The following is a 13,049-nucleotide window of genomic DNA, read 5'->3' on the forward strand; positions in this document are numbered from 1 at the left end:
ATGTTTATAAGCTCAGATGACGCAGTTCCCTCTTCGCAGATGCAATGTCATTTTCAATCGCATTTTTAAGGGAATCAAGGGAATCGAATTTCTCATTTTTTCGTAAAAATTTGACGAAACTGATCGACGCATTTTCGTACGAACCTATCGTCTCCCCTAAAATATGACTCTCTACAGCATAGCTTCCATCGGTCGTTACACGGTGCCCCAAAAATACCACAGAGGGGTGATAATGTTCTTCCTCACCCAAACGCGTAAATGCGGCATAAACCCCCTCGCCTGGTAGTAAATATCCCGTGCACTCCAAATTGATGGTAGGAACCAGATCGGTTTTACCAATCCCCTGTCCTTTGATAACCACCCCTTTTATGGAGTAGTTATGCCCTAAAAAACGGTTTGCCCCACTGATATCGCCGATCTGAATTTTGGCTCGTATTTTATGCGAATGGACAGAGTCTCCTTCCAAACACACCTCTTCGACCACTTTTACATCGCCTGAAAATAATTTACCCAATTCAGCATGAGAATAACGACGATTTTTACCGAAATGAAAATCATACCCGACCACGATTGTTTGCAAATGGGGAAATCGCTCACAGAGCAAGGCAATAAACTCTTCCCCTTCCAAATGACGAATATCATCTAACGAGTAGTAGACTACCGGATAATGGGTATAGTGTTCCCTCTCAGTAGCAGGGGTAAGATTGGCATATCCCGTCTCGATTACGACAATAGCCCCCTTCTCTCCTAATAGATCAAAAAGGTGCTGATGCCCAATATGCATCCCGTCAAATCCCCCTAAGGCAATCGCTTCAACCTTTGATAAAGGCATAACACGTCTCCTGATTTCCCTCTTTTCCTGCTATATGGGCGACCTCTTTGGCAACCATTTTCCATCCTAATAAAGCGCAAGAATCTTCAAAACGGATCATCGCTTTTCCGATAGCTTTATCGTCTTTCACCACACCGTTTTTATCCCGTTTCACTTCACGCCCGACTTGAAACTGCGGTTTAAATAGGACGATAATATAGCGCGATGCAAGGCGATCCATTGATTCGAGAATAAGTTCTAAGGGGATAAAAGCTACATCGCACGTAACAATATCAAAAGAACGTTCACTCGTAAAGGCGCGAATATCGGTATTTTCATACACACTCACCCGTGAATCACTGCGCAGACTTGGATGGAGTTGATCACTTCCGACATCGACGCAGGTGACATTCTGAACACCCTCTTCTAAAAGAATTTGGGTAAATCCTCCCGTACTCGACCCGATATCAAGTGCGTTTAACCCTTTTAACTCCCATTCGGTATAAGGGAGAAATCCTTTTAGCTTGATAGCGGCACGACTGACGTAAAGCTCCGCATCAGCAATTTCAACCACCATCCCTTCATTCACTTCAAAAGAGACTTTATCAATAATCTTTCCATCAACGCTTACTGCATGATCTTTTATCAACTGTTGTGCTTTGTTACGGCTCTCTACCAATCCAATGTCTACCAAATGACTATCAAGTCTCATTTATTTCCTATCACTATTAATAAGCAAATTATAGCGAAACCGTTGAGAATGAGCCCAAAATCCGCTACCATTGCAAAAAAAATTAGGGATAACGTGTGAAATCAGTTCATGTAGTGATCATCGGCGGCGGATATGGCGGTATACGGGCGATTGAGCAGTTAGCTGCAAACAGCCGTATCACGATGACCCTGATCGATAAAAATCCTTATCACTATATGCAAGCGGAAGTGTACGATTTTATCGCAAACAAGGTCGATATGTCCCACATTATGATCGATCTCCCCTCACTGTGTAAAAGTTTCGGAACGGTCAAGTTTGTTTGCGACGAAGTGAGTGCCATCGATACCGCAAGCTCCCTTGTACAAACCCAAACTCAAAGCATTCATTACGATCATCTCATTATCGGAACCGGAAGCCGAACCTATTTTCCCGATTTCATCAAAGGACTTCGGGAGCATACCCACGGGGTAAAAAGTATCCCTGCCGCACTTGATTTCAAACAGCAGTTTGAACGCTCGCTCCTCAACCGTATCGAAGCCCAATCGCACGGATGCGATGTTGAACCTTTTAATATCATCATCGGAGGAGCGGGACTCTCCGGTGTTGAGATTGCCGCAGAAATGGCGGCCTATGCCAATAGCTTCTATCAAAACGGCAATTTCGGATGTCGCGGCATCGATGTATACCTCATCGATGCATATGAATCTATCCTCTTTGGGATGGATCCGTTTTTGATCGAAAGCGCTTATGAACGACTGATAAAACTTGGTGTACATGTTTGGCATAATAACCGTATCAGTGAAGTGCGCGAAAGAGAAATTCTACTCGACAGCGGGACAACACTCACCTTTGAATTTATGATTTTTACGGGGGGGATTGCCGCATCGACACTTACCCAATATCTCGGATTTGAGACAAATAGGAAAGGGCATTTGGTTGTCAATGAAAATCTGAATATTCCTGCACATGAGAATATTTATGCCATCGGGGATATTACTCAAGCCCTCGACGAAAACGCTAAATTTATCCCGCCGACCGCACAATTAGCCGAACGGGGTGCCGAACACGTTGCCGCCAATATTCTTCGCTCACTCAAAGGGGAACCGAAACGTCCGTTTCGTTTTAAAAATCAAGGAATAATGATTGCGTTGGGGGGGGAATACGGGGCAGGCATCTTGCCCGGAGGGATCAAAGTAAAAGGGTATCTCGCCTACTTAATCAAAAAGGCTATTTTTCGGCTGTACACTAACCCCTTGCGACGACGCAGCACTATCGGAAAGCGACGTTAAGGAGCGAAATTCGCTCTCGGTAAGTAACGTCACACCCAGTTCCACCGCTTTATCGTACTTGCTCCCCGCATCTTCGCCATACACCACATAATCGGTCTTTTTCGACACGGATGAGGCAACTTTTGCCCCCAATCCCTCCAATACGGCTTTGATTTGATCGCGCGGAACACTCATCGAACCGGTAATCACAACGCTTTTGCCTTTAAAGGGATTCTCGTGAGCTTCAATTTTTATCGGAGCAACCGGATTTAGAATCGATCTAAGTCTTTCAATCTTTTCCTGATTCACACGGACAAACTCAAGAACCGATTCGACCATCTCCCCTCCGAATCCCTCCAATGCCAAAATCTCTTCTCGGCTTGCCTTATCAAATGCCGTTCCAAATGAGGTGCAAAGCGTTTTGGATGCTACTTCCCCGATATGCTCGATCCCTAAAGCATTGATAAAGCGCCAGCAATCACACCCCTTTACCGCAACAATCGCATCAATGAGATTGCGGCTCTTTTTCTCCTTGAACCCTTCCAAAGAAAGGAGCTGTTCCATCGTAAGGCTAAAAAGATCACTGACTTCTCTCACTAATCCTGATTGATGGAGTGCTTCGACGATTTTGTCCCCTAATCCGTCGATATTGAGGCACTGTTTAGAAGCAAAATAGATGATGGAATTGACAACTCGTGCTTCGCAGGAGAGATTTTGGCATTTGATCAATGCTCCTTCATCAAGAAGTTCCGAACCGCATACAGGACAATGATGCGGGCGATGGATGATCTGTTCGCTTCCATCTCGTTCGCTTGCAATTACCTTAACAATTTTTGGGATAACGTCACCGCTGCGCAATATGATCACCTTGTCACCGATACGGATATCTTTACGCTCGATCTCATCAAAATTATGAAGCGTTGAGCGCTCTACCGTTACCCCTTCGATATCGACCGGTTCTACAATCGCAACAGGGGTAACTACACCGCTGCGACCCACCTGCATGATGACCTCTTTGAGCGTTGTCAGCTTCTCTATTGCCGGAAATTTATACGCCGCAGCCCAACGGGGATTTTTGACGGTATAGCCCAGTTCGTCCTGAACTGAAATCGCATCGACTTTGATCACCATCCCGTCCAACAGCATCGCAAAGTTATCCCGCTCAATGCGCATCTCATGGTAAAAAGCCTCGATCTGATCCGCACTAACGCACAAGTGGGTCATGTGAGGATTACGAAATCCGAGACTATAAACCCACTCCATCCGCTCCGAGAGGTTTTTGATTTCCAGCGTGTTGGCTCCGATACCGTAAGGCATAAAAACCAAACGGCGCGATGCAGTGATGCGGGTATCAAGCTGTCGAAGACTCCCCGCCGCCGCATTGCGCGGGTTGGCAAAAAGGGACTCACCGTTGCGTAGCCGCTCTTCGTTGATCTTCTCAAAATCCTCTTTGAAGATCACCACCTCACCTCGTATCTCAATCCGTCCTTGATATTGAATAGTTAATGGGATACTCTGAATCGTTTTGGCGTTTTGGGTAACATCTTCCCCCTCTACACCGTCTCCGCGTGTAATCGCTTGTACCAATACACCGTTGTCATAGATAAGATTCAGACTTGCCCCGTCAAATTTGGGTTCACAGTAAAAACGGACATCCCCGTAACTCTTGGTGATACGGTTTACCCACGTCTCCAGCTCATCGCGGTTGAAAAGGTCTTCCAAACTCCACATACGGCTGAGATGCTGTGCTTTGTCAAATTTATCTTGAGGCACATCCCCTACCCGCTGTGTCGGTGAATCGATGATTATTTCATCAGGGTGTTCTGCCTCATACGCTACAACTTGATGATAGAGGATATCGTACTCTTCATCCGTCGTAATGGGATCGTCGAGGACATAGTAATGGTAGGAATATTTTTTAAGTTGCTCTACGGCGTTTTGGTATTCGGTGTGAATCATTTTTTCATCTTTTCATCTAAAGTGCTATCGATTAATGCCCATAATTTTTCAGCTTCATTCACTAATATCTTCGCTTGCTCTATTTGTGCCGGTATGAGCCCTTTGGCTATGGCATCGTAAATATCTTTTGCCGTTTCATTGCCGCTTGATACTGCCATTTCTAATAATGCATAGGCGATAATCGGATTTTTGGGGAGATTTTTCCCGAAACTGTACATTAACCCCAGTTTGGTTTGTGCCGATGTATCTCCGATTTCTGCAGCCGAACGATACCAATAAATTGCCTTGGCCGTATCTTTTTTAGTTTCATAGATATCACCTAAACGGGATTGTGCAACAGCGTATCCCTCATCTGCCGCTTTTTGATACCAGCTCATCGCTTGACGTATATCTTGCAAAACGCCATATCCCTCCGCGAACATCATACCGAGACTTGTTTGAGCCGGTGCGTATCCTTGCTCAGCAGATTTTTTGTACCATTCAAATGCTTGGCGAGAGTCTTGGACCATCCCTTTTCCGGCTTCATACATCGTACCGAGATTATACTGTGCATCTGCGGCGCCTTTGGCTGCGGCTTTATAATACCAATCAGCAGCCAAAGTGTAGTCTTGTTCAACACCTTTACCTGTTTCATACATCCATCCAAGACTGTTTTGAGCCGTGTTCTCCCCACGTTTGGCAGCTTTTGTGTACCAATGTGCAGCTTTAACATTATCGGGCAACGTGCCATAACCACATTCGTACATTTCCCCTAAATGGGTTTGAGCAGGTAAATATCCCTGCTCAGCCGATTGAGTGTACCAATAGAGTGCTTTTTTGTAATCTTGGGATACATAGGAACCTAAATAATACATATCTCCCAATTTATTTTGTTCAATGAAGTCTCCTTGCTCTGCACGTTTTATCATTCTCCTAAAATTTATCGCATGGAGGAAAGGGCTGAACAGTTTTTTTAACACGTAGTCATCCTATATTTAGTCAAATTACACACTATTTTTTGTAATTATACACCTATCTAAATCATCCCATCCTTATTGACAAATGAATGATCATTCAGTAAAATTAGCCTTATATTTTATTTTCGATTGAAGGCATGTTATTATGGATACATCAAGCACATTAAAAGTGCTCATTGTCGGGGAGGATGAAAGCGATTCAGCCAGTTTAAAACATTCACTTGAGGCCTATGGATACGATCTGTTTTCAATCCCAAAGAGAGTGGTTGCATTAGAAAATGCACTTTCTCATTACGCACCGGATTTAGTAGTGATCACCCTTGACATAGAAACATCCGAAGATAGCTTTACCATCGGAAACTTTTTACATAAATTTGGAGCACTCCCTTTTATCTATCTCTCTAACCAGGCTAATGACGCTTTACTTTTTAAAGCCCAAAAAACAAATCCGCACGGCTATCATGTCCAACCCTTTGATCCCATAAGCCTACATACCTCTATGGAATGTGCATTTCATTGCTTCAAAAAAACAGAAACGTATAATGCTACGATGCAACAGCTTCGCAGTGAATATGAGCAATTAAGAAAACGTGCTTTCAATGTACAGGCCAATAGTTCCAAAATAAAGCTGTGCGATTGTTATCAGTTTAAACTGAAAAACTATTCCCTCTTTTATCAAAATGATGAGATCAAAATGACGAAAAAAGAGCGAGCCCTTATAACCTTACTCATTGCCCAGCTGGGAACCATTGTCGATTTTGAACAGATCATCCGGTTTGTCTGGGGCGGCAACTATCAGACCCATAATGACGTACGGACACTTGTTTGGCGGCTGAACCAAAAAGTCCCCATCCCTCTCATCCAAAATGCTATGGGGCTTGGATATTACATCGAATAACACACTAATTTAACCCTCTCCCCGATATAATATGTTCATATTATGAGGGAGAGGGAAAGTTTTGGCAGGAATAACTACGAAAGGTTCATATGGCCTTGCAGCAATGTATGAATTGGCATGTCACTATCAACAGGGCCCTCTAAAAATTCATCAGATTGCCGATAAAGCATCAATACCTCAAAACTATCTGGAACATATTCTCTCGAGTCTACGCAAAGAGGGGCTAATACAGAGTATCTTAGGAGCTCGTGGTGGTTATATATTAGCTAAAGCACCCTCGGAAATTTCCGTTTATACCGTTCTCGTTACCCTTGAGGGAGGTCTATGTATGATGAATGCAGGCCCCAATGCCGTATTAAATAAGTTGTGGGAACGGGCAGCCAATGAGATGCAGGAGCTTTTTAAAGAGTCATTGCAGGAGCTTGTGGATGAGGGGAAAAAACTGAATAATCAATCGATGTATTTTATCTAAACGACCCCATCGTCTTTAATACGACGGAAGTCGTCCGTGTAAATGTACAACATTTCCAAATACCAATACGGCAGGACTCTTAGCGCCATACGATGCTTCTTCGATATTATTAAGCGTTGTTACTATCGTCGTTTGGTCAGGACGCGATGCATTCGAAACAATCGCTGCAGGCAAATTGCCATCTACACCAATGGCAAGAGCCGCTTCTCTTATCTGTCCGACAAGAGTAAGCCCCATCAACACAACGGTTGTGTGATTGGATACAAGCAATAATCCAAGCCAATCAGCATTAAACGCAGAATCTTTCAAATGTGCTGATACCACTGAAAAGCTTGCCGCATACCCTCGTGCGGTTGGCGGAATACCGGCACACGCCGGTCCGGCTACCGAGGAGGAGATTCCCGCGATTACATCGACTGCATATCCTCTCTCAATCAGATAAAGAGCTTCTTCACTCCCCCGTCCGAAGATATAGGGATCACCGCTTTTGAGCCGGGCTACATCCAATCCTTGATCGGCATACGCTGCAATCAGGGCATTGATCTCTTCTTGGGAAACGCTGTGGCAGCTTTTTTGTTTCCCGACGTATATTTTTTTGCTCTGCTGCGGTATCAGTTCCAGTATTTCAGCACTGATAAGATGATCGTATAATATCACCGGTGCTTCTGAAATAATCCGCGCAGCTTTTAATGTCAGCAATTCGACATCACCAAGTCCGCAACCGACAAGGTATACTTTACCTTTATCTAGCGATTTCATTCAAGTCTCCTTATCGATTTTTTGATCGCACCGATCAGAGCATCTATATCCTCAATCGTCTGCGAGTAATGGACAGTAATCCGAAGCCATCCCGGACGTATTTCCAATGGCTCATCATCACTCAAACCTAACAGGTCATGTCCGTAAGGACCCGCACATGAGCATCCGGCGCGCGTTTGAAATCCCTCTTCATCGGAGAGAAGCGCACACAGAGCATAGGGGTCAACATTATGAATATTAAACGATACGATACCGATATTTTCCGCACTCCGGCATCCGTAACACTCTGCACCCGGAATTTTCCGAAGCTCTTTCACAAGATGCGTATGCAACACTTTTTTAGACGATCCGATCCATTCGAATCCCAGTTCATTGCGAAGCTGATAGGCCAGTGCAGCACGAATCAATTGCAAGATTCCCGGAGTACCGGCATCCTCTCGATCTTCGATTTCCTCAACAAAGGTATGGCTTTTACGGCTCACGTAACTTACCGTCCCGCCTCCTGCAAACGTCGGAGAACCCTCTGCATCAAACAGGTTCTTCCGTATCGCAAGCAATCCGCACGATCCGGGACCGCCCAACAGTTTGTGCGGCGAAAAGACCATTGCATCGTAGAGTTCACAGGGAATATTCTGATATGCGGAGGATGCCGCTGCATCAAAACAAACGAGTGCCCCATAACGTCGCAGCAATGCTGAAATCTCGGCATAAGGGGTAATCGTTCCCGTTACATTCGAAGCAATACAAAAGGTGCCGATAATCTCTCGATCTTTGGCAGCTCGTAATATCCACTCCAACTCTTCCAAATCCACCAGCCCTTTAGAATTCAAACCGATTCGTACCGTTTCGCATAATGCCTCACGGTAGCTGATCTCGTTAGAGTGGTGTTCATACGGCCCTACAATGACAAGCGGCAATTTTGCGATATCCAAACCACTGTATCGCGCTCGCGTCGCAGGAGGAATATAAAGCCCAAGAATCTCCTGTAGCCGCTTAACCGCGGCTGTCGCACCGCATCCGCTGGGAAGAATGGCAAAGCCCTCATCCAACGCTAAGAGCGTTTTCAAATGCTCTCGTGCCTGACGGTAGTAACTGTCCGTTTTGGCCGCCATCGACGCCTCTTTGGAATGGGTATTGGCATATGTCTCAAGAACTTCGCGGATACGCTCTTCAATCGACTCATAAGCCAAACCTGACGCCGTATAATCAAAATAGTGTTTTTTATGTCTCCCAATCGTCTTGCCGATTATCTGGGAGTATTTGTCGCCGGCCTCAAGAAGCGGTCGGAATAGCTGACTCATGAGTATATTTCTCCAATAAAAAATTTCCAAAATTACTACTACTGCTTGGTTCATATTCTCTGATAAGCGATTCAATCAGAGGTGCAACTTCATCTGAAGTGACCTTTACACCGGTTTTCACTGCAAAACGGCTTTGTTCCCCTTCGAGATGGCCGCCTACGATCAAATCAAACCCTTTGAACTTCTCTTCGTCCCGTTTAACAATCGCGCCGACAAAACCAAGATCAACGATATGCGGATGGGCACACGCATTAGGACATCCGTTGATACTGATACTGATCGGCTCATTAAAATCGCTAAATCGATCTTTCAGATACGCTACAACCTCAATCGCAAGATTTTTGGTTTCACTCACTGCAAATTTACAAAAATTCAATCCCGTACAAGCCAATGTACGCGCTTCAAAAACAGATGGATTGGCATCCAATCCTAATGCCGCTTCCAATGTCTCCGTAAATGCTTTACTCACTGCTGCTGGAACCCCTTGGACAACAATATTTTGCGTGGTTGTGAGAGTGATCCCCTCAACCCCGTAAAATTCAAGAATATTTCCAAGAGAGTGTAATCGTTCACCGCCGATACGTCCGCTGGTAATGGCGTAGCCGATGGTGTTGTATCCTTCTTTTGTACTCTCCAATACTCCGAAATGGCTCCGACGCGGATACGGGGTAAAAGGTGCTCCATCATACGGATCAAATGTTACTCCCGAATCTTTTTCAAGTTCGTTCACAAAACGCTCAACACCCCAATCCTCTATCAAGTGACCCAAACGGGCTTTTGAACGATTGTCACGTGCTCCGTAATCGCGATAAATTCCTGCAACCGATTCAGCGATTGCCACCACATCCGTCCGTTGTACATATCCGATATGCTCGGCGATGCGGCGATTGCTCGCCTGCCCTCCTCCGACACTGACACTGAAAATGATTGCACCTTCAGGACGTTTAACCGCCGTAAAGGCTAAATCCTGAACTTCGTGCGAAATACAGTGTTTGCTGCATCCGCTCACTCCCACTTTGAACTTTCGGGGAAGATTGGAAAAAGCGCGATTTTCGCGGTACAAATCATTCAGAGCATCGACGACATCACGGACATCGTCAATCTGTTCCTTATCAATACCGTTTACCGGACAGCAGACAATATTGCGCGGACAATCTCCTGCAGCTTCTATCGTACTGAGTCCTACCCTAGCCAATCGGGCAAATATCTGCGGAAGATCACTCACCTTTATCCAATGAAACTGTATATCCTGACGTGTTGTCAAATCGGCCGTATCGCGTGCCAACTCTTTGGATATCTTTCCGATTTCAATCAACTGTTTACGGTTCAGATATCCCCCTTCAAGTTTGACTCGAAGCATAAAGTAGAGAGTTTCATCCTCTGGTCCTTGCAGGTTTTTGTTCTGCGTATAAAGACCGTACCATTTAAACCGATCGATATCTTCAGGATCTATTGCCTCACCGCTTTGGGCGTAACGGGCAATATCATCTAAAACATCCAATCCGTCTTTTTCGCTTTTTATCCGCTCTACGCGCTGGGCTTTTGATTCTGAAGCCATCGGTTACTCCTTACGTAACAATTTGGGCATTCCAATGAGGAAAATGTCGTCGAACAAGAGCATTGAATTCTATTTCGAAATCAACCGCTCCACCTACTTGTTTAGTCTCTTTCTCGGTACTGCCGATAATCATTCCCGCAGCAACCGTATTGTTCGTTATCTTGTCAATCAGGATAAATCCTCCTGTTTGACGGTTCTCTTCATACCTGTCAAATGCTAAAGATTCTCCCAAACCAAAACGAACCGAACCGATGTCATTCAATCCCAATTGATTGGCTTCATGCCGCACTTGCGTATTAACATCTACACGATAATCAATCCCCTCAGCCACAGCCGAAGTCACCGTCGAACCTCTTTTGAATAGATAGCTTTTCCCCGGAAAAAATACTTCTTCATCCATCCAGACAAGATGTGCCCTAATGGCATCCGATACTAAAATAGGTTCCCCCGTTTTAATGATAATATTGCCGCGACTAATATCAATCTCTTCATTCAATGTCAACGTTACCGCCTGTGCAGTCGAAGCCGATGCCAAGTTTCCGTCGTACGTTACAATTTCTTTAACCGTTGCATGTTTGCCTGAGGGCAATGCGGTTATCTTATCCTCGACGCGAATAGTTCCCGATGCAATTGTTCCGGCAAACCCTCTAAAATCGAGATTGGGACGATTGACATACTGTATGGCCATTCGAAACGGGGCTTCCGCTGATGGTGTACAAAGAGGTACCTCTTCCAGTAGCTGTATCAATGTCTTCCCTTCATACCATGGGGTATGAATGCTGCGTGTCACAACGTTATCTCCATCGAGCGCAGAAAGAGGAACTGAAAAAATGGTCTCGATTCCCAACTCTTTTGCGAATGCGCGATATTCGGCATCAATGGTCTCAAATACATCCTGATCAAAGTTTAATAGATCCATTTTATTGATCGCGACGATAACATTTCGAATTCCCAAAAGACGGACGATAAAGGAATGGCGACGCGTCTGCGTCACAATCCCGTATCGTGCATCGATCAGAATAATCGCCAAATCCGCAGTCGATGCGCCCGTAGCCATGTTACGGGTATACTGCTCATGTCCCGGGGTATCCGCGATAATGAATTTACGTTTATCGGTCGAAAAATAGCGGTACGCTACGTCGATCGTAATCCCCTGTTCCCGTTCACTCTGAAGACCGTCCACCAAAAGTGCCAGATCAATCTTATCTCCGGTTGTACCGAGCCGTTTACTGTCCCTTTTGAGACTTTCCAGATGGTCTTCAAAAATCATTTTTGAATCGTGCAAAAGTCTTCCGATCAACGTACTTTTACCATCATCAACACTGCCGCAGGTTATAAAACGGAGCAGCTCTTTGTGTTCTTGTTCTTTAAGATAGCCCTCAATATCGGTGGCTATCAAATTTCCTTGATGTGCCATTAAAAATATCCTTCAATTTTTTTCTTCTCCATGGATCCGGCCTGATCGGCGTCGATCAGGCGACCTTGCCGCTCACTTGTTTTCGTCAGAAGCATCTCCTGAATAATGTCAGGAAGCGTCACCGCATCGCTCTGGACTGCACCCGTCAACGGATAACAGCCTAGTGTGCGAAAACGGACATTCTCCATAACCGGTATCTCCCCCTCTTCAAGAGGAAACCGCTCATCGTCCACCATGATTTTAACCCCGTCACGTTCGACCACAGGTCTCGGTGCCGCATAATAAAGAGGTACAATGGGAATCCCTTCAAGATAAATGTATTGCCAAATATCCAGTTCTGTCCAGTTGGACAACGGAAATACCCGTATGCTCTCCCCTTTATGGATTCGCCCGTTGTAAATATTCCACAATTCAGGACGCTGTTTTTTAGGATCCCATCGGTGGTTTTTATCACGAAATGAGTAGATCCGCTCTTTAGCTCGGCTCTTCTCTTCATCCCGTCGCGCTCCACCGAAAACGGCATCAAACTTGTGTTCATTCAAAGCCTGTTTTAGCCCTTGGGTTTTCATAATATCCGTATAAACCGAACTTCCATGGGTAAAAGGGGAAACCCCTTCAGGATTGATGTGGGTTAAAAGCCTCAACCCTAATTCTTTGATACGACGGTCGCGAAATTCAATCATCTCTTTAAATTTCCATGTCGTATCGACATGCAAAAGGGGAAACGGCAATTTCGCCGGATAAAATGCTTTCAATGCCAAATGAAGCATTACCGAGGAATCTTTTCCGATCGAATAGAGCATCGCCGGATTTTCAAATTCGGCCACTACTTCTCGCATAATGTGAATCGATTCTGCTTCCAGTGCTCTAAGATGTGTTAATTGTTTTTGAGTCATTCTAACTCCTTTATCCGTTCATTAATATTCATACAAATAAGG

Annotated in this window: 12 protein-coding genes; 3 read left to right on the plus strand and 9 right to left on the minus strand. The window is 44.9% G+C overall.

Annotation, left to right across the window (positions count from 1 at the left end; all coding sequences use genetic code 11):
* Positions 1-4 precede the first annotated feature (4 nt).
* Both WC407_RS02505 and WC407_RS02510 read right to left on the minus strand, forming a co-directional pair.
* On the minus strand, positions 5-832 hold the full coding sequence (locus WC407_RS02505; RefSeq protein ID WP_373020919.1) for a bifunctional riboflavin kinase/FAD synthetase: 828 nt from the start codon (positions 830-832) through the stop codon (positions 5-7).
* Positions 813-1,523, minus strand: a complete 711-nt coding sequence (locus WC407_RS02510; RefSeq protein WP_373020921.1) for a TlyA family RNA methyltransferase — start codon at positions 1,521-1,523, stop codon at positions 813-815. Before WC407_RS02510 ends, WC407_RS02505 begins: the two co-directional genes overlap by 20 nt.
* A gap of 95 nt (positions 1,524-1,618) precedes the next feature.
* Between WC407_RS02510 and WC407_RS02515 the strand changes: the two genes are divergently transcribed.
* The gene (locus tag WC407_RS02515; protein WP_373020923.1) at positions 1,619-2,812 is read left to right on the plus strand and encodes an NAD(P)/FAD-dependent oxidoreductase; all 1,194 of its coding nucleotides are present in this window, start codon (positions 1,619-1,621) and stop codon (positions 2,810-2,812) included.
* On the opposite strand, the gene ligA is transcribed toward WC407_RS02515, so the two are convergent.
* Positions 2,738-4,750 (minus strand): NAD-dependent DNA ligase LigA, encoded by a 2,013-nt coding sequence (ligA, locus tag WC407_RS02520; protein ID WP_373020925.1) that lies wholly within the window; start codon positions 4,748-4,750, stop codon positions 2,738-2,740. The two genes, WC407_RS02515 and ligA, sit on opposite strands and share 75 nt — an antisense overlap.
* Positions 4,747-5,658, minus strand: a complete 912-nt coding sequence (locus tag WC407_RS02525; protein WP_373020927.1) for a tetratricopeptide repeat protein — start codon at positions 5,656-5,658, stop codon at positions 4,747-4,749. The genes ligA and WC407_RS02525 overlap by 4 nt, the downstream gene beginning before the upstream one ends.
* 193 nt (positions 5,659-5,851) lie before the next feature.
* On the opposite strand from WC407_RS02525, the gene WC407_RS02530 reads away from it, so the two are divergent.
* Together WC407_RS02530 and WC407_RS02535 are read left to right on the plus strand one after the other, a co-directional pair.
* Positions 5,852-6,604 (plus strand): response regulator transcription factor, encoded by a 753-nt coding sequence (locus tag WC407_RS02530; RefSeq protein ID WP_373020929.1) that lies wholly within the window; start codon positions 5,852-5,854, stop codon positions 6,602-6,604.
* A 61-nt stretch (positions 6,605-6,665) separates the two neighbouring features.
* Positions 6,666-7,076 (plus strand): Rrf2 family transcriptional regulator, encoded by a 411-nt coding sequence (locus tag WC407_RS02535; protein WP_373020936.1) that lies wholly within the window; start codon positions 6,666-6,668, stop codon positions 7,074-7,076.
* A gap of 15 nt (positions 7,077-7,091) precedes the next feature.
* Here the strand turns inward: WC407_RS02535 and cobA are convergent, their stop codons facing one another.
* Genes cobA through cysD form a run of 5 tightly spaced genes read right to left on the minus strand, consistent with a single transcriptional unit; the run spans position 7,092 to position 13,007 of the window.
* On the minus strand, positions 7,092-7,835 hold the full coding sequence (gene cobA / locus WC407_RS02540) for a uroporphyrinogen-III C-methyltransferase (protein ID WP_373020938.1): 744 nt from the start codon (positions 7,833-7,835) through the stop codon (positions 7,092-7,094).
* A complete protein-coding gene (locus WC407_RS02545; RefSeq protein WP_373020940.1) occupies positions 7,832-9,136 on the minus strand; it encodes an aminotransferase class V-fold PLP-dependent enzyme in 1,305 nt (434 codons plus the stop codon). The genes cobA and WC407_RS02545 overlap by 4 nt, the downstream gene beginning before the upstream one ends.
* Entirely contained in the window at positions 9,108-10,694 is a 1,587-nt protein-coding gene (locus tag WC407_RS02550; RefSeq protein ID WP_373020942.1) for a nitrite/sulfite reductase, read from the minus strand. Before WC407_RS02550 ends, WC407_RS02545 begins: the two co-directional genes overlap by 29 nt.
* Before the next feature lie 10 nt (positions 10,695-10,704).
* Positions 10,705-12,111, minus strand: a complete 1,407-nt coding sequence (gene cysN / locus WC407_RS02555; RefSeq protein ID WP_373020944.1) for a sulfate adenylyltransferase subunit CysN — start codon at positions 12,109-12,111, stop codon at positions 10,705-10,707.
* On the minus strand, positions 12,111-13,007 hold the full coding sequence (cysD, locus tag WC407_RS02560; RefSeq protein WP_373020946.1) for a sulfate adenylyltransferase subunit CysD: 897 nt from the start codon (positions 13,005-13,007) through the stop codon (positions 12,111-12,113). The genes cysN and cysD overlap by 1 nt, the downstream gene beginning before the upstream one ends.
* Between the last annotated feature and the right edge of the window lie 42 nt (positions 13,008-13,049).

This window comes from Sulfuricurvum sp. (genome assembly GCF_041651515.1).
Classification (GTDB): Bacteria; Campylobacterota; Campylobacteria; order Campylobacterales; family Sulfurimonadaceae; genus Sulfuricurvum.